This is a genomic window from Martinezella miluonensis (genome assembly GCF_900094545.1).
Classification (GTDB): domain Bacteria; phylum Pseudomonadota; class Alphaproteobacteria; order Rhizobiales; family Rhizobiaceae; genus Rhizobium; species Rhizobium miluonense.
The window spans coordinates 80,224-101,453 of the sequence record NZ_FMAH01000004.1 but is presented as its reverse complement, the minus strand read 5'-3'; the positions used below and the strand labels follow the sequence as shown (position 1 = coordinate 101,453).

At 59.2% G+C, this 21,230-nt stretch carries 34 protein-coding genes and 3 tRNA genes; 4 read left to right on the top strand and 33 right to left on the bottom strand.

What is annotated here, in order from left to right; all coding sequences use genetic code 11:
- Positions 1 to 3: 3 nt before the first annotated feature.
- The 27 genes from rpsK to GA0061102_RS05875 all read right to left on the bottom strand — a co-directional run bounded on the left by rpsK (position 4) and on the right by GA0061102_RS05875 (position 15,316).
- Positions 4 to 393 carry a 30S ribosomal protein S11 gene (rpsK, locus tag GA0061102_RS06005; RefSeq protein WP_004118426.1) on the bottom strand — a complete coding sequence of 130 codons (390 nt, stop codon included), beginning with the start codon at positions 391 to 393 and terminating at the stop codon, positions 4 to 6.
- A 131-nt stretch (positions 394 to 524) separates the two neighbouring features.
- Complete coding sequence (rpsM, locus tag GA0061102_RS06000) at positions 525 to 893, bottom strand: 30S ribosomal protein S13 (protein ID WP_004118424.1); 369 nt, start codon at positions 891 to 893, stop codon at positions 525 to 527.
- A 218-nt stretch (positions 894 to 1,111) separates the two neighbouring features.
- A complete protein-coding gene (locus tag GA0061102_RS05995; RefSeq protein WP_092844945.1) occupies positions 1,112 to 1,762 on the bottom strand; it encodes an adenylate kinase in 651 nt (216 codons plus the stop codon).
- Positions 1,759 to 3,099: a preprotein translocase subunit SecY gene (secY, locus tag GA0061102_RS05990; RefSeq protein ID WP_092844943.1), complete on the bottom strand. Its 1,341-nt coding sequence runs from the start codon at positions 3,097 to 3,099 to the stop codon at positions 1,759 to 1,761. The genes GA0061102_RS05995 and secY overlap by 4 nt, the downstream gene beginning before the upstream one ends.
- Before the next feature lie 224 nt (positions 3,100 to 3,323).
- Positions 3,324 to 3,794: a 50S ribosomal protein L15 gene (rplO, locus tag GA0061102_RS05985; RefSeq protein WP_092844941.1), complete on the bottom strand. Its 471-nt coding sequence runs from the start codon at positions 3,792 to 3,794 to the stop codon at positions 3,324 to 3,326.
- A gap of 17 nt (positions 3,795 to 3,811) precedes the next feature.
- A complete protein-coding gene (gene rpmD / locus GA0061102_RS05980; protein ID WP_004118415.1) occupies positions 3,812 to 4,024 on the bottom strand; it encodes a 50S ribosomal protein L30 in 213 nt (70 codons plus the stop codon).
- A 13-nt stretch (positions 4,025 to 4,037) separates the two neighbouring features.
- Positions 4,038 to 4,607: a 30S ribosomal protein S5 gene (rpsE, locus tag GA0061102_RS05975; RefSeq protein ID WP_092844939.1), complete on the bottom strand. Its 570-nt coding sequence runs from the start codon at positions 4,605 to 4,607 to the stop codon at positions 4,038 to 4,040.
- A gap of 130 nt (positions 4,608 to 4,737) precedes the next feature.
- The gene (rplR, locus tag GA0061102_RS05970; protein ID WP_092844937.1) at positions 4,738 to 5,100 is read right to left on the bottom strand and encodes a 50S ribosomal protein L18; all 363 of its coding nucleotides are present in this window, start codon (positions 5,098 to 5,100) and stop codon (positions 4,738 to 4,740) included.
- 12 nt (positions 5,101 to 5,112) lie between these two features.
- Positions 5,113 to 5,646, bottom strand: a complete 534-nt coding sequence (rplF, locus tag GA0061102_RS05965) for a 50S ribosomal protein L6 (protein WP_092844935.1) — start codon at positions 5,644 to 5,646, stop codon at positions 5,113 to 5,115.
- A gap of 42 nt (positions 5,647 to 5,688) precedes the next feature.
- The gene (gene rpsH, locus GA0061102_RS05960; RefSeq protein ID WP_034507380.1) at positions 5,689 to 6,087 is read right to left on the bottom strand and encodes a 30S ribosomal protein S8; all 399 of its coding nucleotides are present in this window, start codon (positions 6,085 to 6,087) and stop codon (positions 5,689 to 5,691) included.
- 12 nt (positions 6,088 to 6,099) lie between these two features.
- Positions 6,100 to 6,405, bottom strand: a complete 306-nt coding sequence (gene rpsN, locus GA0061102_RS05955; protein ID WP_004118406.1) for a 30S ribosomal protein S14 — start codon at positions 6,403 to 6,405, stop codon at positions 6,100 to 6,102.
- Positions 6,406 to 6,438: 33 nt separating this feature from the next.
- On the bottom strand, positions 6,439 to 6,996 hold the full coding sequence (gene rplE, locus GA0061102_RS05950) for a 50S ribosomal protein L5 (protein ID WP_069611901.1): 558 nt from the start codon (positions 6,994 to 6,996) through the stop codon (positions 6,439 to 6,441).
- A complete protein-coding gene (rplX, locus tag GA0061102_RS05945) occupies positions 6,989 to 7,297 on the bottom strand; it encodes a 50S ribosomal protein L24 (protein WP_092844933.1) in 309 nt (102 codons plus the stop codon). Before rplX ends, rplE begins: the two co-directional genes overlap by 8 nt.
- Before the next feature lie 11 nt (positions 7,298 to 7,308).
- Positions 7,309 to 7,677, bottom strand: coding sequence for a 50S ribosomal protein L14 (gene rplN, locus GA0061102_RS05940; protein ID WP_003573790.1), 369 nt, complete (start codon positions 7,675 to 7,677; stop codon positions 7,309 to 7,311).
- A gap of 226 nt (positions 7,678 to 7,903) precedes the next feature.
- The gene (rpsQ, locus tag GA0061102_RS05935) at positions 7,904 to 8,143 is read right to left on the bottom strand and encodes a 30S ribosomal protein S17 (protein WP_004118399.1); all 240 of its coding nucleotides are present in this window, start codon (positions 8,141 to 8,143) and stop codon (positions 7,904 to 7,906) included.
- A 12-nt stretch (positions 8,144 to 8,155) separates the two neighbouring features.
- Positions 8,156 to 8,356 carry a 50S ribosomal protein L29 gene (gene rpmC / locus GA0061102_RS05930; protein ID WP_004118398.1) on the bottom strand — a complete coding sequence of 67 codons (201 nt, stop codon included), beginning with the start codon at positions 8,354 to 8,356 and terminating at the stop codon, positions 8,156 to 8,158.
- An 11-nt stretch (positions 8,357 to 8,367) separates the two neighbouring features.
- A complete protein-coding gene (rplP, locus tag GA0061102_RS05925) occupies positions 8,368 to 8,781 on the bottom strand; it encodes a 50S ribosomal protein L16 (RefSeq protein WP_092844931.1) in 414 nt (137 codons plus the stop codon).
- Between the two features lie 36 nt (positions 8,782 to 8,817).
- Complete coding sequence (gene rpsC / locus GA0061102_RS05920; RefSeq protein WP_004118393.1) at positions 8,818 to 9,543, bottom strand: 30S ribosomal protein S3; 726 nt, start codon at positions 9,541 to 9,543, stop codon at positions 8,818 to 8,820.
- Complete coding sequence (gene rplV, locus GA0061102_RS05915; protein ID WP_015339603.1) at positions 9,543 to 9,932, bottom strand: 50S ribosomal protein L22; 390 nt, start codon at positions 9,930 to 9,932, stop codon at positions 9,543 to 9,545. The genes rpsC and rplV overlap by 1 nt, the downstream gene beginning before the upstream one ends.
- Positions 9,933 to 9,934: 2 nt before the next feature.
- Complete coding sequence (gene rpsS / locus GA0061102_RS05910; protein WP_004118389.1) at positions 9,935 to 10,213, bottom strand: 30S ribosomal protein S19; 279 nt, start codon at positions 10,211 to 10,213, stop codon at positions 9,935 to 9,937.
- A 15-nt stretch (positions 10,214 to 10,228) separates the two neighbouring features.
- Entirely contained in the window at positions 10,229 to 11,065 is an 837-nt protein-coding gene (rplB, locus tag GA0061102_RS05905; protein WP_092844929.1) for a 50S ribosomal protein L2, read from the bottom strand.
- 11 nt (positions 11,066 to 11,076) lie between these two features.
- On the bottom strand, positions 11,077 to 11,370 hold the full coding sequence (locus tag GA0061102_RS05900) for a 50S ribosomal protein L23 (protein ID WP_007690755.1): 294 nt from the start codon (positions 11,368 to 11,370) through the stop codon (positions 11,077 to 11,079).
- A complete protein-coding gene (rplD, locus tag GA0061102_RS05895) occupies positions 11,367 to 11,987 on the bottom strand; it encodes a 50S ribosomal protein L4 (RefSeq protein ID WP_092844927.1) in 621 nt (206 codons plus the stop codon). The genes GA0061102_RS05900 and rplD overlap by 4 nt, the downstream gene beginning before the upstream one ends.
- Before the next feature lie 13 nt (positions 11,988 to 12,000).
- Entirely contained in the window at positions 12,001 to 12,642 is a 642-nt protein-coding gene (gene rplC, locus GA0061102_RS05890) for a 50S ribosomal protein L3 (RefSeq protein ID WP_092844925.1), read from the bottom strand.
- Between the two features lie 37 nt (positions 12,643 to 12,679).
- Entirely contained in the window at positions 12,680 to 12,988 is a 309-nt protein-coding gene (gene rpsJ, locus GA0061102_RS05885) for a 30S ribosomal protein S10 (RefSeq protein ID WP_003547547.1), read from the bottom strand.
- A gap of 312 nt (positions 12,989 to 13,300) precedes the next feature.
- Positions 13,301 to 14,476, bottom strand: coding sequence for an elongation factor Tu (gene tuf, locus GA0061102_RS05880; RefSeq protein ID WP_092844923.1), 1,176 nt, complete (start codon positions 14,474 to 14,476; stop codon positions 13,301 to 13,303).
- Between the two features lie 408 nt (positions 14,477 to 14,884).
- On the bottom strand, positions 14,885 to 15,316 hold the full coding sequence (locus GA0061102_RS05875) for a DUF3597 domain-containing protein (RefSeq protein ID WP_092844921.1): 432 nt from the start codon (positions 15,314 to 15,316) through the stop codon (positions 14,885 to 14,887).
- Positions 15,317 to 15,498: 182 nt separating this feature from the next.
- Between GA0061102_RS05875 and GA0061102_RS05870 the strand changes: the two genes are divergently transcribed.
- Positions 15,499 to 15,738, top strand: a complete 240-nt coding sequence (locus tag GA0061102_RS05870; protein WP_004122649.1) for a hypothetical protein — start codon at positions 15,499 to 15,501, stop codon at positions 15,736 to 15,738.
- A 293-nt stretch (positions 15,739 to 16,031) separates the two neighbouring features.
- Here the strand turns inward: GA0061102_RS05870 and GA0061102_RS05865 are convergent.
- Together GA0061102_RS05865 and GA0061102_RS05860 are read right to left on the bottom strand one after the other, a co-directional pair.
- Positions 16,032 to 16,105: transfer RNA gene (locus GA0061102_RS05865), tRNA-Gly, on the bottom strand.
- A gap of 24 nt (positions 16,106 to 16,129) precedes the next feature.
- Positions 16,130 to 16,214, bottom strand: a tRNA-Tyr gene (locus GA0061102_RS05860).
- 199 nt (positions 16,215 to 16,413) lie between these two features.
- Here GA0061102_RS05860 and rlmB point away from each other — a divergent pair.
- Together rlmB and GA0061102_RS05850 are read left to right on the top strand one after the other, a co-directional pair.
- A complete protein-coding gene (gene rlmB / locus GA0061102_RS05855) occupies positions 16,414 to 17,322 on the top strand; it encodes a 23S rRNA (guanosine(2251)-2'-O)-methyltransferase RlmB (RefSeq protein ID WP_092844919.1) in 909 nt (302 codons plus the stop codon).
- 39 nt (positions 17,323 to 17,361) lie between these two features.
- Positions 17,362 to 18,051: an AprI/Inh family metalloprotease inhibitor gene (locus GA0061102_RS05850; RefSeq protein WP_092844917.1), complete on the top strand. Its 690-nt coding sequence runs from the start codon at positions 17,362 to 17,364 to the stop codon at positions 18,049 to 18,051.
- 12 nt (positions 18,052 to 18,063) lie between these two features.
- Here GA0061102_RS05850 and GA0061102_RS05845 read toward each other — a convergent pair whose 3' ends face one another.
- From GA0061102_RS05845 to GA0061102_RS05835, 3 genes are all read right to left on the bottom strand, one after another.
- Complete coding sequence (locus GA0061102_RS05845; RefSeq protein ID WP_092844915.1) at positions 18,064 to 18,357, bottom strand: hypothetical protein; 294 nt, start codon at positions 18,355 to 18,357, stop codon at positions 18,064 to 18,066.
- A 132-nt stretch (positions 18,358 to 18,489) separates the two neighbouring features.
- Positions 18,490 to 18,759 (bottom strand): hypothetical protein, encoded by a 270-nt coding sequence (locus tag GA0061102_RS05840; protein WP_092844913.1) that lies wholly within the window; start codon positions 18,757 to 18,759, stop codon positions 18,490 to 18,492.
- Positions 18,760 to 18,890: 131 nt separating this feature from the next.
- Positions 18,891 to 18,966: transfer RNA gene (locus GA0061102_RS05835), tRNA-Thr, on the bottom strand.
- Between the two features lie 166 nt (positions 18,967 to 19,132).
- Between GA0061102_RS05835 and GA0061102_RS05830 the strand changes: the two genes are divergently transcribed.
- Positions 19,133 to 19,906, top strand: coding sequence for an NAD kinase (locus tag GA0061102_RS05830; protein WP_092844911.1), 774 nt, complete (start codon positions 19,133 to 19,135; stop codon positions 19,904 to 19,906).
- Positions 19,907 to 20,075: 169 nt separating this feature from the next.
- On the opposite strand, the gene prfB is transcribed toward GA0061102_RS05830, so the two are convergent.
- Positions 20,076 to 21,207, bottom strand: a protein-coding gene (prfB, locus tag GA0061102_RS05825) for a peptide chain release factor 2 (protein WP_139115034.1) whose coding sequence is annotated in 2 segments (ribosomal slippage) — positions 20,076 to 21,137 and positions 21,139 to 21,207 — 1,131 coding nt in all. Because the reading frame shifts where the segments join, the coding sequence is not laid out codon by codon here.
- Positions 21,208 to 21,230: the final 23 nt, after the last annotated feature.

Genomic DNA, 21,230 nt, shown 5'->3' with positions numbered 1-21,230 from the left:
TGATCAGACGCGACGCTTCTTGCGCGGGCGGCAACCATTGTGCGGGATCGGGGTCACGTCGCGGATCGACGTGATCATGAAACCAGCAGCCTGGAGGGCGCGCAAAGCGGATTCACGACCGGAGCCCGGACCGCAAACTTCAACTTCGAGCGACTTCATGCCGTGTTCCTGAGCCTTCTTGGCGCAGTCTTCGGCAGCGATCTGGGCAGCGAACGGGGTCGACTTGCGCGAACCCTTGAAGCCCTTGGCACCAGCGGACGACCAGGCAATGGCGTTGCCCTGTGCGTCGGTGATGGTGATCATCGTGTTGTTGAAGGTCGAGTTGACGTGTGCGACGCCCGACGTGATATTCTTGCGCTCGCGACGGCGAACGCGGACGGCTTCCTTGGCCATGTTAGTCCTTTCTTGGATCTCTGCACCGCCGTAATCCCAGCGGCTACACCGGAGTGACGCTCATCGAGCCCCACTCCAAACTCAAAAGAGGCCGGCGGACCGCCAGCCTCCCACTTCCGGTTTCCCGGAAATTACTTCTTCTTACCAGCGATCGCCTTTGCCGGGCCCTTGCGGGTGCGGGCATTGGTGTGCGTGCGCTGGCCGCGAACCGGCAGGCCGCGACGATGACGCAGGCCACGGTAAGAACCCAGGTCCATCAGACGCTTGATGTTCATCGCGGTTTCGCGACGCAGATCACCTTCGACCTGATAGTCACGGTCGATGGTTTCGCGAATCTGCAGAACTTCAGCATCCGTCAACTGGTTGACGCGACGCTCAGCCGGAATACCGACCTTCTCGCAGATTTCCTGTGCAAACTTCGGTCCGATCCCGTGAATATAACGAAGCGCAATAACTACGCGCTTTGCAGTCGGGATGTTGACGCCAGCGATACGAGCCACGCCTGTTCTCCTTGCATTCCTTTTGCCTTGGCAAAGGGTCTTGTTATGCAGCCCGGGAGCTGCTTGTTCGATGTGCATCCGCCACATGTCAAAACGACCGTGCTCGGACTTCCCGTTGGAAATCCGCGCCGATCGCATAGCATGTCGCGAGTTGGCGCGGTGTTTAGCGGAATCAGTGCAAAAAAGCAACCGCCCCCGGCTAGTTTATTTTAAGCTACTTAAAGCCTGGCCAGGATAGCTTCGATGCTATCGGTCACATGCTCGATATCGGCCATGCCGTCGATGCTCTGCAACTTGCCCTTGGCATAGTAGTAACCGATCAGCGGCGAGGTCTCCTTGTAGTAGACCTGGAGGCGCGTCGCCATCGTTTCGGCGTTGTCATCCGGCCGGCGCTTGAAATGCGTCGAGCCGCACTTGTCGCAGACACCCGCCGTTGCAGGAACCTTGTCAGTGTCATGATAGACGCTGCCGCAGTTCGAGCAGGAATAGCGACCGGAAACGCGGCGAATCAGCTCCGCATCGTCGACCTTTAGCTCGATGACGACGGAAAGCTCCAGCCCCTTCGCCTTGAGCATCTGCTCGGTGGCATCTGCCTGTACCAAAGTACGCGGGAAGCCGTCGAGGATGAACCCATTGGCACAATCCGGCTGATCGATACGCTCCGAGACGATGGCATTGACGATCTCGTCGGAAACGAGCTTGCCCGCATCCATGACGGCCTTGGCGCGCTTGCCGACTTCCGTCCCCGCGCTTACCGCGGCTCGCAGCATGTCGCCTGTGGAAAGCTGCGGAATGCCGTACTTGTCCACGATACGCTGGGCCTGGGTCCCCTTACCTGCACCCGGTGGCCCTAAAAGTATGAGTCTCATCGCCCCCTCTTTCCTCCACGCAACTTCGATTTCTTGATCAGGCCTTCATATTGCTGTGCGATCAGGTGACCCTGAATCTGCGCCACCGTATCCAGCGTTACGCTAACCACGATCAGAAGCGAAGTACCACCCAGAGACAAGGGAATACCGGTCTGGGACACGAGAATTTCGGGCAGGATGCAGACGAAGACGAGATAGATCGCGCCGATGACCGTAATGCGGGTCAGCACATAATCGATATATTCGGCGGTGCGCTCACCCGGACGGATGCCCGGAATGAAGCCGCCATGCTTCTTCAGATTGTCGGCCGTGTCCTTCGGATTGAAGACCAGCGCCGTGTAGAAGAAGGCGAAGAAAGCGATCAGAGCGCCGTAAAACACCATATAGACGGGCTGGCCGTGGCCGAGCGCCGCAACGATCGAGGTAACCCAGGTCGGAAGCGCCGTGTTGTTGCCGAGGCCGGCGACCGTTGCCGGCAGCAGGAGCAGCGAGGATGCGAAGATTGCCGGAATGACGCCCGAGGTGTTGAGTTTCAGCGGCAGGTGCGACGTATCGCCCTGGAACATGCGGGTGCCGACCTGGCGCTTCGGATACTGGATCAGCAGACGACGCTGCGCGCGCTCGACGAACACGATGAGCGCAATGACCAGGACGGCAACGACGAGAACGGCGAGAATGAGGCCCGTCGAAAGCGCGCCGGTACGGCCAAGTTCGAGCGTGCCGGCCAGAGCGGTCGGGAGACCGGCGGCAATGCCGGCAAAGATGATCAGCGAGATACCGTTGCCGATACCGCGCGACGTCACCTGCTCGCCGAGCCACATCAGGAACATCGTGCCGCCGAGCAGCGTTATGACGGTGGAAATGCGGAAGAACCAGCCCGGATCGACTACAACGCCATTGCCATGCTCAAGGCCAATCGCAATGCCATAGGCCTGCAATGCGCCAAGCAGCACGGTGCCGTAACGGGTGTATTGGTTGATGATCTTACGGCCCTGCTCGCCTTCCTTCTTCAGGTTTTCGAGCGACGGGACGACTGACGTCATCAGCTGGACGATGATCGAGGCCGAAATATAAGGCATGATTCCGAGCGCGAAAATCGCCATGCGCTGTACAGCACCGCCCGAGAACATGTTGAAGAGGCCGAGAATGCCGCCCGACTGGTTGTGGAAAGCCTGGGCATAAGCGGCCGGATTGAGGCCGGGGAGCGGAATATGAGTACCGAGCCGGTAAACGAGGAGAGCGCCGAGCGTAAACCACAGGCGCTTCTTGAGATCCTCGGCCTTGGCAAAGGTCGAAAAATTGAGATTGGACGCCAATTGTTCCGCTGCAGAAGCCATGCAAATCTCCGCATTACCAATTCCGGCATAATCGGCCGGGTCCGGAATCAGTAAATAAATTGTTTAAAAGCCGGGCTTCGGACGGATTGCGATGCAATCGGACGCCTCACCCTTGGTTCCCGTTATCAACCGGAAGGACACTGCCGCATCGTTCAGGTTCGTGAGGCTCACATATGGGAGCAAAATCGCCCGAAGTGAAGCACCTCGGGCGATTATTGATCATATTATTCTGCGACAGAAGCGAGCAGCTTGACGGAGCCGCCGGCCTTCTCGATCTTTTCAACAGCCGACTTGGATGCGCCTGCAACTTCAAGCGTAACCTTTGCCTTCAGTTCGCCGTCCGAGAGAACCCGAACGCCGTCCTTGACGCGGCGAATCACGCCGGCCGCCTTGAGGGCAGCAGCATCGATCGTGTTCTTGGCATCGAGCTTGCCGGCATCGACGGCAGCCTGGATGCGCTCCAGCGATACGACAACGTAATCGGCAGCGAAGATGTTGGTGAAGCCGCGCTTCGGCAGGCGACGATAGATGGGCATCTGACCACCTTCAAAGCCGTTGATCGCAACACCCGAACGGGACTTCTGACCCTTCACACCACGGCCACCGGTCTTACCGGAGCCGGAGCCGATGCCGCGGCCGAGGCGCTTGCGGCTGTGGGTCGAGCCTTCGTTATCCTTGATCTCATTCAGTTTCATAGCGAATTACCTCCGGCTCACTTCTCGTCGACGATGCGAACGAGATGCTGGACAGCACGGATCATGCCACGAACGGCCGGGGTATCTTCCAGCGTGCGGCGACGGTGCATCTTGTTCAGTCCGAGACCGATCAGCGTCTTCTGCTGAACATCCGGACGGCGGATCGGGCTGCCAACCTGCTCGACCGTAACGGTCGCCTTGGCTTCAGCCTTCTTGGTCGTCTTGGCCATAGGTCAAACTCCCTTATTCTTCGGCGGCGTTGCCCGAAGCAGCGCGACGAGCCTGCAGAGTGGCATACTTGATGCCGCGCTGAGCTGCGATGTCCTTCGGGTGAACCTGGTGCTTCAGGGCGTCGAACGTGGCGCGAACCATGTTGTACGGGTTCGACGAACCGGTCGACTTGGCGACGACGTCATGAACGCCGAGCGTTTCGAAAACGGCGCGCATCGGGCCGCCGGCGATGATACCGGTACCGACCTTGGCCGAGCGCAGCAGAACCTTGCCGGCGCCATGGCGGCCATGGACGTCGTGATGCAGCGTACGGCCGTCACGCAGCGGTACGAAGATCATGTCGCGCTTGGCGCTTTCGGTTGCCTTGCGGATCGCTTCCGGCACTTCGCGTGCCTTGCCGTGACCGAAGCCAACGCGGCCCTTCTGGTCGCCGACAACAACGAGAGCGGCGAAACCGAAACGGCGGCCACCCTTTACAACCTTGGCGACGCGGTTGATCGCGACCAGCTTGTCGACGAATTCGCTATCGCGCTCTTCACGGCTCTGACGGTCATCCCGCGAGCCCCTCTTTTCCTGTGCCATTGTCCTCTTCCTTTTTCTTTTCCGGGTGCAATCGGCAAACAACAAAGACCGCATGCCTTCCCCTTGAGGGGAAACTTGCGGTCCGGTGAATATCCGGCCGGCGCTTATAAGCTACCGGCCGGAAACGTGATCAGAAGGTCAGGCCGCCTTCACGGGCTGCATCGGCCAGAGCCTTGATGCGGCCGTGATAGATGAAGGCGCCGCGGTCAAACACGACTTCCTTGACGCCGGCCTTGGAGGCGCGCTCTGCAACGAGCTTGCCAACGAGGGCAGCGGCGGCGGTGTCGGCACCGGTCTTCAGAGAACCGCGCAGATCCTTATCGAGGGTGGAGGCAGACGCAAGCGTCTTGCCGGCCACATCATCGATGACCTGGGCGTAGATGTTCTTCGACGAGCGATGAACCGACAGGCGCGGACGGCCATTGGCCACCGACTTGATTTGACGGCGCACGCGGTTGGCACGACGTGCAAGTGCTTCTTTCCTGCTAGCCATTTCGCGTGATCCTTACTTCTTCTTGCCTTCTTTGCGGACGATCCGCTCGCCGGCATACTTAACACCCTTGCCCTTGTAGGGCTCAGGACCGCGATATTCGCGGATTTCAGCGGCAACCTGGCCGACCTGCTGCTTGTTGATGCCGGTGACGACGATTTCCGTCGGCTTCGGCACAGCGATCGTGATGCCTTCCGGCGGCACATAAATCACGTCGTGGCTGAAGCCGAGCGCGAGCTGCAGGTTCTTGCCCTGCAGGGCGGCACGGTAGCCGACGCCGTTGATTTCGAGCTTCCGCTCGTAGCCGTCCTTAACACCCTTCAGGATGTTCTCGACCATCGTGCGGGACATGCCCCACTTTGAGCGAGCGTCCTTGGAGTCGTTAAGCGGCGTTACGACGATTGCATTGTTTTCCAGCTTGAGACCGATTTCGTCGTTAGCGACGAAAAACAGCTCGCCCTTAGGGCCCTTGGCAGTCACTTTTTGGCCATCAACCGAGGCCGTGATCCCTGCAGGCACCTGAACGGGCTTCTTACCGATACGAGACATTTTTTCAAACCTGTCTGTTTCGAAGGAGATCCCTGTTCGATCTTAGAAGACCGAGCAGAGAACCTCACCACCAACATTCTGTTCACGAGCCTGGTGATCAGCCATCACACCCTTCGGAGTCGAAAGGATAGTGATGCCGAGACCGTTCGCGACCTGCGGAATGGACTTAACCGAGACATAAACTCGGCGGCCCGGCTTAGACACGCGGCCGATCTCACGGATCACCGATGTGCCTTCGTAGTACTTCAGCTCGATGCTGAGCTCAGACTTGCCGTTGCCGAAATCGACGACAGAGTAGCCACGGATGTAGCCTTCAGCCTGGAGCACATCGAGAACGCGTGCACGGAGCTTGGAAGCAGGCGTCGAAACCGACGACTTGCGGCGCGAAGCGCCATTGCGGATGCGGGTGAGCATATCGCCCAAAGGATCAGTCATGGTCATCTAATCTGCTCCTTACCAGCTCGACTTGACGATGCCCGGCACCTTGCCGAGGTTGCCGAGTTCACGCAGCGCGATACGCGACATGCGCAGTTTGCGGTAGTACGCGCGCGGACGGCCCGAAACTTCGCAACGGTTGCGAATACGGGTCTTCGATCCATCGCGCGGGAGCGATGCCAGCTTCAGAGTGGCCTTGAACCGGTCTTCGATCGAGAGAGACTGGTTCATGATGATTGCCTTGAGAGCAGCCCGCTTCGCGGCCTGGTTGGCAACCGTATTGCGGCGGCGCTTGTTCTTTTCAACTGCGCTTGTCTTCGCCATATCAGGGTTCCTTTTCTACGCTCGTCGTTACGGTTATTGACGGAACGGGAAGTTGAACTCTTTCAGAAGAGCCCGTGCTTCGTCGTCGGTCGTCGCCGTCGTGCAAACGATGATGTCCATGCCCCACATCTGATCAACCTTGTCGTAGTTGATCTCAGGGAACACAATGTGTTCCTTGATGCCCATGGCGAAATTGCCACGACCGTCAAAGCTCTTCGGGTTCAGGCCGCGGAAGTCGCGAACGCGCGGAAGCGCGATGTTGACCAGGCGATCCAGGAACTCGTACATGCGGGCGCCGCGCAGGGTGACCTTTGCGCCGATCGGCATGTTTTCGCGGACCTTGAAGCCAGCGATGGAGTTGCGTGCGCGCGTGATGACCGGCTTCTGACCAGCGATCGCCGCGAGATCGGCAGCAGCAACAGTCGGCTTCTTCGAATCAGCCGTTGCTTCGCCGACGCCCATGTTGATCACGATCTTGTCCAGCTTCGGGATCTGCATCTCGTTGGCGTAGGAGAACTGCTCCTGCATGGCCGCGCGGATGCGGGCGACGTATTCCTTCTTGAGCCGCGGCTCGTACTTTGCCTCAGCCATCGATCACTTCTCCAGAGGTCTTGGCCACACGGACCTTCTTGCCATCCACAACCTTGAAACCGACGCGGGTCGGCTTGCCGTCCTTGTCGACGATCGCGATGTTGGACAGGTGAAGCGGGGCTTCCTTGCTGATGATGCCGGCTTCCTGGGTCTGCGTCTGGCGCTGATGGCGCTTTACGACGTTGACGCCACGAACGACCGCACGGTCTTCCTTCGGCAGCACTTGAACAACTTCTCCGGTGCGGCCCTTGTCCTTACCGGTCAATACGACGACCTTGTCGCCTTTACGGATCTTCTGCATCGCTCCGCTCCTTACAGTACTTCTGGAGCCAGCGAGATGATCTTCATGTGGTTCTTGGCGCGAAGTTCGCGCGGAACCGGTCCGAAGATACGGGTGCCGATCGGCTCTTTCTTGTTGTCGATGAGGACTGCTGCGTTGGTATCGAAGCGGATGACGCTGCCATCCGGACGACGGATGTCCTTGGCGGTACGAACGACAACCGCCTTCATCACGTCACCCTTCTTCACACGGCCGCGCGGGATAGCTTCCTTGATCGAAACGACGATAACGTCGCCGATCGAGGCATACTTGCGCTTCGAGCCGCCCAGCACCTTGATGCACATGACACGACGTGCGCCGGAATTATCCGCCACGTCGAGGTTTGTTTGCATCTGAATCATGTCAGGTCGCCTTCTTGTTGTTACCGGAATGGTTGGGTCAGCCGACCCCCTACCCCGGCTTATGAACTAGTCTCTTGTCTGATTTCGCGGCATCAGGGGACCCCTCAGGATCGCCATTGCCAGTCATCATTAAAGCAAAAGAACGCCCGTAATCGAGCGTCCTGCTTCCAAGCTCGTGCTTCATACAGATATTTCGCCCAAGCGCAAGGGCCTGAGCGAAATTCTGTTACTTGGACTGGGCGGAAACGACCGTCCAGGTCTTGTCCTTGGAAATCGGCGCGCATTCCTCGATGGAAACGACGTCGCCGACCTTGTACTGATTGTTCTCGTCGTGAGCCTTGTACTTCTTGGAACGACGAACAGTCTTCTGGAGCAGCGGGTGAGCGAAACGACGCTCAACGCGAACCACTACTGTCTTCTCGTTCTTGTCGCTGACCACGACGCCCTGCAGAATGCGCTTCGGCATGTTATTTTTCCTTTAGGCCTTTGCCTCTGCCGCCTTCTGGCGGGCAATGGTTTTTATGCGAGCGATGTCCTTGCGGACTTCGTTGATGCGCGAGGACTTTTCAAGCTGGCCGGTCGCCTTCTGAAAGCGCAGGTTGAACTGCTCCTTCTTCAGCTTGGCAAGCTCGTCCTTGAGTTGGTCGGCGCTCAGGGCGCGAACATCTGCGGCTTTCATGAGCTTCTTCCTTACTCTGCAATGCGCTGCACGAAGCGCGTCTTGACCGAGAGCTTGGCGGAGCCGAGGCGCAAAGCCTCACGAGCGATTTCTTCGCTCACACCATCGATCTCGAACATCATACGGCCGGGCTTGACCTTGCATGCCCAGTATTCGACGGAGCCCTTACCTTTACCCATGCGGACTTCGGTAGGCTTTTTGGTTACCGGAACATCCGGGAACACGCGGATCCATACACGGCCGGCACGCTTCATATAGCGCGTGATCGCGCGGCGAGCCGCTTCGATTTCGCGAGCGTTGACGCGGTTAGGTTCCTGCGCCTTCAGACCGAATTCACCGAACGCAAGGTCAGAGCCACCCTTGGCGATGCCCTTGATGCGACCCTTGAATTGCTTACGGTACTTCGTACGCTTTGGCTGCAACATTTTCTTATTCTCCGAACTTATCTGCCACGTACGCTATCAAGCGTTGTCGCGGCGACGGTCTCTATCGCGATCGCGGCTAGCCGGACCCTGGGCGTCGCCCTCGAGCGCACGGCGTTCGGAGGCCATCGGATCATGCTCAAGGATTTCGCCCTTGAAGATCCAAACCTTGATGCCGCAGATGCCGAAAGCGGTTTCTGCTTCAGCCGTACCGTAGTCGATGTCGGCGCGCAGCGTATGCAGCGGCACGCGGCCTTCGCGGTACCATTCCGTACGAGCGATTTCAGCGCCGCCGAGACGGCCTGCGCAGGTGATCTTGATGCCTTCGGCGCCAAGACGCATCGCGGACTGAACGGCACGCTTCATGGCGCGACGGAAAGCAACACGGCGCTCGAGCTGCTGAGCGATCGACTGGGCAACCAGCGTCGCGTCGATTTCCGGCTTGCGAACTTCAACGATGTTGAGGTGCGTTTCGGAATTCGTCATGTCCGACAGCTTCTTGCGGAGCTTGTCGATGTCAGCGCCCTTCTTGCCGATGATCAGGCCCGGACGAGCCGAGTGGATCGTGACGCGGCACTTCTTGTGCGGACGCTCGATAACCACCTTCGAGATACCAGCCTGCTTCAGTTCGTTCATGACGAACTTGCGCATCTTCAGGTCTTCGTGAAGAAGCTGACCATACTCGGCATTGTCCGCAAACCAGCGGCTATCCCAGGTACGGTTGATGCCAAGACGAAAACCGATCGGATTGATTTTCTGACCCATTATGCGGCCTCCTCTTGAGCTTCAACTTCACGAACGACGATCGTCAGGTGCGCGAACGGACGCTCGATGCGAGACGCACGGCCACGGCCACGGGCGTGGAAACGCTTCATGACGATCGACTTGCCGACGTAAGCTTCCGCTACGACCAGCGAGTCAACGTCGAGATCGTGGTTGTTTTCTGCGTTGGCGATCGCGGATTCGAGCGTCTTCTTCACGGCGCCAGCGATGCGCTTGCGCGAGAATTCCAGCTCTGCGAGCGCGCGATCAACCTTCTTGCCGCGGATCGAAGCCGCGACCAGGTTGAGCTTCTGCGGGCTGACACGGAGCGTGCGCGCAACTGCCTGCGCTTCATTGTCCTTCAGCCGGCGTTCGGTTTTTGCCTTGCCCATTGTTACTTCCTCTTCGCCTTCTTGTCCGCACCGTGACCATAGTAGGTACGGGTCGGGGCGAACTCGCCGAACTTGTGCCCGACCATGTCTTCATTGACGCTGACCGGAATATGCTTGCTGCCGTTGTAAACACCAAAGGTGAGACCAACGAACTGCGGCATGATGGTGGAGCGACGGCTCCACATCTTGATTACTTCGCTACGTCCGCCTTCGCGCACCTTCTCAGCTTTCTTGAGAAGATAGCCGTCAACAAACGGACCTTTCCATACTGAACGAGCCACTTGAGACTTCCTCTCTTACTTCTTGCGCTGATGGCGCGAGCGCATGATCATTTTGTCGGTCGACTTGTTCGACCGCGTACGCTTGCCCTTGGTCGGCTTGCCCCATGGGGTCACCGGATGGCGACCACCGGAGGTGCGGCCTTCACCACCGCCGTGCGGATGGTCAACCGGGTTCATGACAACGCCGCGGTTATGCGGCTTCTTGCCACGCCAACGCGAACGACCGGCCTTGCCGTCGTTGATGTTGGCATGATCCGGGTTCGAAACCGCACCGATCGTCGCGAGGCAGGTGCCATGCACGAGGCGCTGTTCGCCGGAGTTCAGGCGAAGGATCGCCATACCCTGGTCACGACCAACGAGCTGCGCGTAGGAACCGGCAGAGCGAGCGATCTGACCGCCCTTGCCCGGCTTCATTTCCACGTTGTGGATGATGGAGCCGACCGGGATGAACTGCAGCGGCATGGTGTTGCCGGGCTTCACGTCAACAGCCTTTTCCGAAGCAATGACCTTGTCGCCGGAAGCGAGACGCTGCGGAGCGATGATGTAGGCCAGTTCGCCGTCCGTGTACTTCACCAGAGCGATGTAAGCGGTACGGTTCGGGTCGTATTCGATGCGCTCGACAGTTCCCTCAACGTCGAACTTGCGACGCTTGAAGTCGACCAGACGATAGCTGCGCTTGTGACCGCCACCCTGGAACCGCACAGTGATGCGGCCGGTGTTGTTGCGGCCGCCCTTCGAAGTCAGACCTTCCGTCAGCGTCTTGACCGGCTTGCCCTTGTAGAGCGAGGAGCGATCGACGATGACCAGCTGACGCTGGCTCGGGGTCGTCGGATTGAATGTTTTCAATGCCATTTTCTTATTCCTCAGAGACCGGTGGAGACGTCGATCGACTGGCCTTCGGCGAGCGTCACGATAGCCTTCTTCACGTCCTTCTGCTTGCCGACGAGACCTTTGAACCGCTTGGTCTTGCCCAGGCGCAGCAGGGTGTTGACGGCCGTAACCTTGACGCCGAACAGCGCTTCGACGGCAGCCTTGATTTCAGGCTTCGTCGCGGTCTTGGCAACGTTGAAAACAACCTGGTTATTGTCCGAAAGCAGAGTGGACTTTTCGGTGATCGCAGGAGAAACGATCACATCGTAATGGCGAAGATCCGTCACTTGAATCGCTCCTCTAGAGCTTCAACTGCGGCCTTGGACAGGACGAGCTTGCCGCGGCGCAGGATGTCGTAAACGTTGATGCCCTGAACCGGCAGAACATCGATGTTCGGGATGTTCTGGGCTGCGAGCTTGAAGTTGTTGTCGAGTTCGGCACCGCCGATGAACAACGCGTTGGTCAGGCCGAGCGTCTCGAAAGTGCTGGCCAGAGCCTTGGTCTTAGCGTCGGCTGCAATCAGGCTGTCGATGACGATAACGTCTTCGGACTTCAGCTTGGCAGACAGAGCGTGACGCAGGCCGAGGGCGCGAACCTTCTTCGGCAGATCATGCTCGTGGCTGCGGGTGACCGGGCCGTGAGCCTTACCACCGCCGCGGAACTGCGGAGCGCGAGCCGAATGGTGACGAGCGCGGCCCGTACCCTTCTGCTTGTACATCTTGGCACCGGTGCGCCAAACGTCGGCGCGGCCCTTTGCCTGATGCGTACCCTGCTGCTTCTTGGCAAGCTGCCAGCGAATGACGCGGGCGAGAATGTCTTCACGCGGCTCCAGGCCGAAAATCGCGTCAGAAAGGGAAACCTTCCCAGCGTCTTTGCCCTCGAGGGTCTTGACGTTCAATTCCATTGGTTTGGCTCCCTTACTTCGCTGCCGACTTGACGGCATCGCGCACGATGATCCAGGCACCCTTGGAGCCGGGAACCGCGCCCTTGACGAGGATCAGACCGCGATCTTCATCGGTCGATACCACTTCGAGGTTCTGCGTCGTCACGCGCGTCTGGCCCATGTGACCAGCCATCTTCTTGTTCTTGAACACCTTGCCCGGATCCTGGCGCGAGCCGGTCGAACCGTGCGAGCGGTGCGAAACCGACACACCGTGCGTAGCGCGCAGACCGCCGAAGCCGTGACGCTTCATAGCGCCGGCAAAGCCCTTACCGATCGTTGTGCCGGTCACGTCGACGAGCTGGCCTGCCGTAAAGTGAGCAGCCTTGATCTCGGTGCCGACGTCGAGCAGGTTGTCGTCCGTAACACGGAATTCAACGAGCTTGGCCTTGGGCTCAACACTTGCGACGGCGAAATGACCGCGCAGGGCCTTCGTCGTGTTCTTAACTTTAGCCTGGCCGGCACCCAGCTGAACTGCGGTGTAGCCATTCTTTTCAACTGTGCGCTGGGCTACGACCTGGCAGCCATCCAAACGCAGTACGGTTACCGGGACATGCTCGCCGGCGTCGTTATAGACGCGGGTCATTCCCACCTTCTGTGCAATCACACCTGAACGCATCGGTTCAATCCTTCTCACTCAGCTCGAGAACCAGGTCTCAGAGCTTGATCTCAACATCGACACCGGCGGCGAGATCGAGCTTCATCAGCGCGTCTACCGTCTGCGGGGTCGGGTCAACGATGTCGAGAAGGCGCTTATGCGTGCGCATCTCGAACTGCTCGCGGCTCTTCTTGTCGATGTGCGGGGACCGGTTGACCGTGAACTTCTCGATACGGGTCGGAAGCGGAACGGGGCCCCGGACGCTAGCACCGGTGCGCTTCGCCGTCGACACGATCTCGCGCGTGGAAGCATCGAGAATCCGGTGATCGAACGCCTTCAGGCGAATGCGGATATTTTGGCCGTTCATTCGACGTTATCCTTGTGTTTTGTTATCTCGCGTGCCGCTCAAAAAAGGGCACGGATTGTTCTTTTTCCTAAGGCGGACCACCGGTTTCAAAGATCGAGAGGGACGCCGGCTGCGGCATCCCCATCCACTCTTTAGGCCTTTGGGCCCACCTTATTGTTAATTTCATCAGCTGCTTCGGTACCCGAAGCAGAGTGCAAATCGCGCTCGCGCGCCATTTGCAACATTTCCATGTCATAAGCAAGCGGCTACCGCCGCTTGCATCATATTATTGTCGTCGAATCGGCCACTCGGGATGAAGTGGCCGCCTTCGAATTACTCGACGATGGAGGCAACGATGCCTGCGCCGACGGTACGGCCGCCTTCGCGGATCGCGAAGCGAAGCTTTTCTTCCATCGCAATCGGAACGATCAGCTCAACGGCAACCGTGACGTTGTCGCCCGGCATAACCATTTCCGTGCCTTCCGGAAGCGTCACGATGCCGGTCACATCAGTCGTGCGGAAGTAGAACTGCGGACGGTAGTTCGTGAAGAACGGCGTATGCCGGCCGCCTTCTTCCTTCGTCAGGATGTAGGCTTCGGCCATGAACTTCTTGTGCGGCTTCACAGAGCCCGGCTTGCACAGGATCTGACCACGCTCGACGCCGTCACGGTTAACACCGCGAACCAGCGCGCCGATGTTGTCGCCGGCCTGGCCCTGGTCGAGCAGCTTGCGGAACATTTCAACGCCGGTAACCGTCGTCTTCGACGTCGGGCGAATGCCGACGATTTCGACTTCTTCACCAACCTTGACGATACCGCGCTCGACGCGGCCGGTCACAACCGTACCACGGCCCGAGATCGAGAACACGTCTTCGATCGGCATCAGGAACGGCTGGTCGATCGGACGCTCAGGCGTCGGGATGTAGGCGTCAACAGCGGCCATCAGCTCGCGGATCGCGTCTTCGCCGATCTTCTTGTCGGAGTCTTCAAGAGCAGCAAGCGCCGAACCCTTGACAACCGGGATGTCGTCGCCCGGGAAGTCGTAGGACGACAGAAGTTCGCGAACTTCAAGCTCGACGAGCTCGAGAAGTTCCGCGTCGTCAACCTGGTCGACCTTGTTCAGGAACACGACGATCGCCGGAACGCCAACCTGACGAGCGAGCAGGATGTGCTCGCGGGTCTGCGGCATCGGGCCGTCAGCAGCCGAGCAAACCAGGATCGCGCCGTCCATCTGGGCAGCGCCGGTGATCATGTTCTTGACATAGTCAGCGTGGCCGGGGCAGTCGACGTGAGCGTAGTGACGAGCAGGCGTCTCATACTCAACGTGCGCCGTCGAGATCGTGATACCACGTGCCTTCTCTTCCGGTGCTGCGTCGATCTGGTCGTACGCCTTGAACTCGCCGAAGTACTTCGTGATCGCTGCCGTCAATGACGTCTTGCCGTGGTCAACGTGCCCAATCGTACCAATGTTGACGTGCGGCTTATTGCGCTCAAACTTACTCTTTGCCATTTGAATGCTTCCTATGAACGTAATGAGTGACCCCGGCGAACCGGTTTAGTGCCGCCGTTTAAGGCTTTCGTCGCGTTTGCGCAAGACTTAATTGCAGGGCCTATTCCGGGCGAAGCCTGGCCGATGGCAGATGATCCCCGGCCTTCGACATTCCTTCGCCGCGTAAGCTTTGCCGGCCGATCCGGAAAGACATAAAAGCATTTGCCGGTTCAAGTGCTTAGATAGGAACCTGTCGTAGGCAATTCCAGTGCCTGACGCAGGAATGCGACATCCATCCGAACAGGGATACCCACCAACGCAGAGCGCCCTCTCCCGAAAGGAAAGGGCGCAGAGCTGTCGAACGACCGCAATCGTGATCGCATTATCCGATGCCGCCGACGGATGCGGTTCACCGCGGCATGACGTTTATCAGTCGAGAAGATCGGCCGGGACCTTGCCGCCGTTGTCGGCGAGCTTCTTCAGCAGCGCCTTGTGGAGGAACATGTTCATCTTGGCGGAATCGCCGGCGTCGCCGGTATAGCCGAGCTCCTGCGCCAACTCCTTGCGCTCCGAAAGACTCGCATCCATGCCAAGCGCCTTCATCAGATCGACGATGGAATGCTTCCAATCCAGCTTCTGACCGCTCTTCTTGACGGCGGCATCGAGGATCGAGGCGATATCGACCGGAGCAGCAGGCGCGCTGGTCGCGGGCGATGTTGCGGCCGTGGTCGCCGAAGGAGCCGGCGTCGGCGCAGCCTCCGGATTCGCGGTCGCTGCCGTGGTCTGTGCTGGAGCCGGAGCAGCCTCGGCAGCCTTTGCCTCGCCCCAGATTGCACCCTTGATCTTGTCGAAGATACCCATTTGCGCTCTCCCGTTTCGGTTGCCCGAGCAATACCTATCGCTCGCGCGGATATAAGCAACCCTTCGTGTCAAATATGCAATTTGAGACGAGGCAGGTTGCAAAAAGGGCTCTCCAGCATTTTCCACGCGCTTGACTCTTCCTCAAGACCGGAACATTTTGTGAACAAAATAAGGAAGACGTCATGAGCACCGCTGAGAAATTTATCATCCTGCCGTACCGGAAGAACCGCGGGAACCTTGTTCCAGGCGAGATGCGACAGGCTTCAAGCATCCCATCCGCAGAGAAGATCGCAGCGTCCATGGCGGCTCGATTCGTCGGCGTCGCGGCCTATGCTGTAATGGTCGACGACGAAACTGGCGATATGTCGTCGCCTCGCCTGCTGGCAAAGCATGGCGAGATTGCCGATCTGAACGCCGCCTGAGATCGATCGGCAAGTTGAGGAAGAGAACGGCCCTCGATCGGCACGGCGGAGCCGTGCCTCACGCAGACAGCCAAACACCTCTACGCGGTGCCTACCGGTAAACTCCAATATAGGACCAAAACTGTCGATGCAGCAGGTTGGGGGAGAATGTCCGCGATCCTGCACCGCTTAACCCGGCAAAGGCCCCTCGCCGGCATAGCCACGGCAGCCAGTTGGCATATAGCGGAAACGCCAATGCAAACTCGGCCGACAACGCCGACTGAAACGAAATATAGCTAGGTGATTGAGAGGCTTGGAGCGGGTAGCGGGAATCGAACCCGCGTATTCAGCTTGGAAGGCTGCTGCTCTACCATTGAGCTATACCCGCGGGTGGTCAAGATCCGGCGCGGAATGGTGGAGGGAGTTGGATTTGAACCAACGTAGGCTGAGCCAACGGATTTACAGTCCGTCCCCTTTAACCACTCGGGCATCCCTCCAGTATTCCGACTGGATCTTGCGACCAAGCTTGCTAGATGTTGGCGTCGCCGCCGTCATCTGCGCCGCGTATATGACCGGACGATTTCCTTCTGTCAACACAAGGAATTGGCAAAAATGACGAAAAAATTTCAGCCTGTGGGAAAAGTCTGCGGCCGAAAGAGGACTATGCGCCCAGGAAGGCGCTGGTTATAAAGCCGCATGAGCAAAGATAAAACACCCGGCCGCTCCGGCCCAGACAATACCGCCGGCGACAAGTCCGCCAAGGACACCCATTACGCCACCCTGCGCCGCGCGCATCGCGACGCAAAACGCGAGCGTGGTGAAATTCCGACGCCGGCGCCGCAGAAGCGCAAGCGGGCGAGCACGGACGATTGGAAGCCACCGGCGCTCGCGCCCGACCAGGTCCTCCTTTATGGCCTGCACACGGTCCGCGCCGCCCTTGGCAATCCCGAGCGCAAGAATATCAAGCTGTCGACGACGCAGAACGCGCTGGTGCGGCTGGAAATAGGCCCGGTCGATTCCCTCGGCGTCCCCGTCGAGATCGTCTCGCCGCAGGATATCGACAAGGTGCTGGGGCCTGAAGCAATCCACCAGGGCGTGATGCTGGAAACGCGTCCCCTGCCCGTTCGCCGTCTCGAAGCGCTGAAGGGCAGCCCGCTGCTGCTCGTTCTCGATCAGGTGACGGATCCGCACAATGTCGGCGCGATTATGCGCTCGGCCGTGGCCTTCGATGCCGGCGCGGTGATTACCACGCAGCGCCACAGTCCGACCGAATCGGGTGTGCTGGCGAAATCCGCTTCGGGCGCGCTCGAACTCATCCCTTATATACAGATCACCAATCTCGCGGATGCGCTCAGCGAGCTGCATCGGCTCGGCTTCACGACGATCGGCCTTGATTCGGAAGGTCCGGCGCCGCTGGAAGGTACGTTCAGCGGCGACAAGATCGCCCTCGTGCTCGGCTCGGAGGGCAAGGGTTTGCGCCAGAAGACCCGGGAGACGGTGAATGCATTGGCGCGGCTCGACATGCCGGGCGCCATCAAATCGCTCAATGTCTCGAACGCAGCTGCGATCGCGCTATATGCGACGCGATCCTATCTCAAATCATAGCGGTGCATTGGCCGCCGCGGCACGTTGGGAGAATTTGCATTGATCCGTGTTCTCGGTCTCGCGGCGGTTTCCGCCGCCCTTGCTTTCACAGTGGTTCAACCGGCCCGCGCGGCCGACAGCGAACTCATCCAGGGTCAGGCTGGAACCTGGCTGGTCGCGCCTGAAAGCGGCGCCAAGGGCTGCCGCCTCACCTTCGGAACGAATGCGGTCTCCAGCGGCTACGAAATCACGGGCGCGGACGCCTGCGCAACACCCCTACCCGCTCTCGCCAAGGCCACCATGTGGAATTTCACCGACGACGGTTCGCTTGCTATCGCCGATGCCACAGGCAAGCTGCTCATGCGTTTCCAGCAGGAAGAAGGCTCGCCCTGGCAGAGCGAGGGCGGTAATCCCACATGGCTGTTGCCGGCGCTCGGCGACGTCGATCACGTACCGACCGCCGCAAGCCTTGCGGGCGCGTGGCGCATCCAGCGTCCGGATGGCAGGCCGGTCTGCGATATCACCTTGACCACCGACAAGGATCCGGACGGCACCGCCAAGATGTCGCCGAATGGCGACTGCGCCAGCGAGATCGGCGACCTCAAGCTTTCTCTCTGGGCGGCGGAAGGTTTTGGGCTGGTGATGCTGGGCAGCGACGGCTCCTCGCTTTCCTTCGACATGAAGCCGGACGGCACTTTCCAGAAATCCGAAGAAGAGGAAGGCGAGCCGCTTCTGCTGGTCCGCAAATAGGGCTGGCAATGTTCATTGGACCGCAATCGGCGGCCTATGCCACGCCGATTGCTGCCAGAGCGACCTCTCTGTGACCGGGCATCCCTCTTGCAGCTTCGACCATGAAGTGACGTTGAGATTCATCTCACATTGCGCAAGATAGCTCTTGCCGCCCACGGTCATGCATGCGACCTCGCCGACCGCATGCTGTTTTCCATCCGTATTTTTGCAATAGCAATTCTCGCCGGCCAGCGCCGACACGCTTGCGATCACCGTGATCACGATAAGCGGCAATCCCAACACGGCATGCCTCGACGTCGCGTGCATGAGCATATCCTCACTCGCCATTAGCGACAGAAGTGTATGCCTATTTCGTCCATTGTAAATGAGCCCGCATCGAGCGCGCGAGCACCTTGGAACCCGAGGCGGCAAGCGAATCCGGCCAACTAAGAGACTTGCTCAATGAATCGCCGGATCAGCCTCGTCGAAGAATGACCTGATGCCATCGCGGGCAACCGTTGCCAGGAACTCGTCGAAGGCCTCGCGGTCGGTCGCGAAAGGCTCTTCCCATTCGATCAGGTCCTCTTCCGGCGTGATGACTTCCATCCGCCAGTCGGCATTGGTGCCGGCCGGACGAAAGATATCGACCAAAACGGTCACGCCGTCATCGGTGAACTCGCCAGAGAGCTCGGAGTGTTCGAGTTTGGGCTTCTTAGGCTTGCTGGTCATGTTTTTCCAAGGACAGGATTTATGTTGAAGATCGATTGGACATCCCGAAGGCGTCGGCACTCACATATTAGTCTGCCATCGCCTATTTTCCATAGCGAGGACAGCGAGATGGCAAAGTTCCCGGAAAAAGATGGTGCCCCCGGCAGGGTTCGAACCCGCGACCCCCTGATTACAAATCAGGTGCTCTACCAACTGAGCTACAAGGGCACATCGGCATGCCAAGTAGCAGATTTTGATCTCGTGTAAAGAGAAAATCCGCCGCCTCCCTCAGTATCCCCGCTCAGAAGCCAGACCGGATTTACCAGTCTTTGCAAAACGTCTTGTCGCATGGGGGGAATACCATTACCTAGTACAATCATCAGAAGGGCATTGCATGTCGCGTCATTTTCAATCCGTCTGTTTTGTCGCCTCGCCCGCTCCAGAAGCACAGGCGGCCCAGGAAGAACTGATTCGCCTCTACGGCCAGACGCCGCAGGATGAGGCCGATATCGTCGTGGCGCTCGGCGGCGACGGTTTCATGCTCCAGACGCTGCACAAAACGATGAATACCGGCAAGCGCGTCTATGGCATGAATCGCGGCTCTATCGGCTTCCTGATGAACGACTATCGTACGGATGGCCTGGCGGAGCGCATCGAAGCCGCTGTCGAGAACGCCTTTCATCCATTGCAGATGACCGCGCGCAATGCCGACGGCAGCACTTGCATTGCACTCGCCATCAACGAGGTGTCGCTGTTTCGCCAGTCCTACCAGACGGCAAAGCTGAAGGTCGAGATCGACGGCCGCGTCCGCCTGCCTGAACTCATTTGCGATGGGTTGATGGTGACGACACCAGCCGGCTCCACCGCCTACAATCTTTCCGCCCATGGCCCTATCCTGCCGCTCGAAGCGCCCCTGCTTGCCATGACGCCGGTCAGCGCCTTCCGCCCCCGCCGCTGGCGCGGCGCCCTGCTTCCGAACAAGGTGACGGTCGATATCACCGTGCTCGAAGCGGAGAAGCGCCCGGTCAATGCCGCGGCCGACAATACCGAGGTCAAATCGGTGGTCGGCGTCCGGATCATGCAGAGCGAGGATACGACGGCGCGCATCCTGTCCGATCCGGACGGGTCATGGTCGGACAGGATTCTGGCAGAGCAATTTTCGGATTGAATGGGACCTCCCGCTGCGGGGAGGCATCACGCCGGAGCGATCGGCACCCTGACTGTGCGTCTTCGCGCAACTCCGGCTGGAAAATCGCAGCACACTGTTTCCGGCATTGCGCTCGCCATTAGAAAAGCCCCGTCTCCGGGGCTTTTTGCTTATTCCGCTTTATCCAAGCTCACTCGACGTCATCAACGACAGCGTCGGCCGCGCCGCTGATGCGGTGCGCGAGGGCAGCTTCCATGAATTCGTTGAGATCGCCGTCGAGCACGTCACCGGGAGCGGTGCTGGCAACGCCGGTGCGCAGATCCTTGACCAGCTGATAGGGCTGCAGGACGTAGGACCGGATCTGGTGACCCCAACCGATATCGGTCTTGGAAGCGGCTTCGGCATTGGCAGCCTCTTCCCGCTTCATCAATTCCGCCTCGTACATGCGGGCGCGCAGCATGTCCCACGCCTTGGCGCGGTTCTTGTGCTGCGAGCGCTCCTGCTGGCACTGCACGACGATGCCGGTCGGTATATGCGTGATACGCACAGCCGAATCGGTCGTGTTGACGTGCTGGCCGCCGGCGCCGGACGAACGATAGGTATCGATTCGGCAATCGCTTTCGTTGATCTCGATCTGGATCGAGTCGTCGACGACCGGGTAGACCCAGATCGACGAGAACGACGTGTGACGGCGCGCATTGCTGTCATAGGGCGAGATGCGAACGAGGCGGTGCACGCCCGATTCGGTCTTCAGCCAGCCATAGGCATTGTGTCCCTTGACGAGCAGCGTCGCGGACTTGATGCCGGCTTCTTCGCCGTCATGAACTTCCAGCAGCTCCACCTTGAAGCGCTGGCGTTCGGCCCAGCGGGTATACATGCGCAAAAGCATGTTAGCCCAGTCCTGGCTCTCGGTGCCGCCGGCGCCGGAGTGAACTTCAAGGTAGGTATCGTTGGAGTCAGCCTCGCCCGACAGCATGGCTTCCACCTGCCGCCGTGCCGCCTCGGCCTTCAGGGCCTTCAGGGCATCTTCCGCGTCGCGCACGACGTCGGCATCGCCCTCTTCCTCGCCAAGCTCGATCAGCTCGATATTGTCGGCAAGCTGCTGCTCGAGAGCGCGCACACCGTTGATACCGTCATCAAGCTGCTGGCGTTCGCGCATCAGCTTCTGCGCTTCGGAAGCATCGTTCCACAAGGTCGGATCTTCCGCCTTGTTATTCAACCAGTCCAGTCGTCTTACGGCCTGGTCCCAGTCAAAGATGCCTCCTCAGCAGGGTGATAGCCTGCTTGGTTTCGTCGACTATTTTCTCGATTTCGGCTCTCATGGTCCTGCTTCTTCATCTCGCCG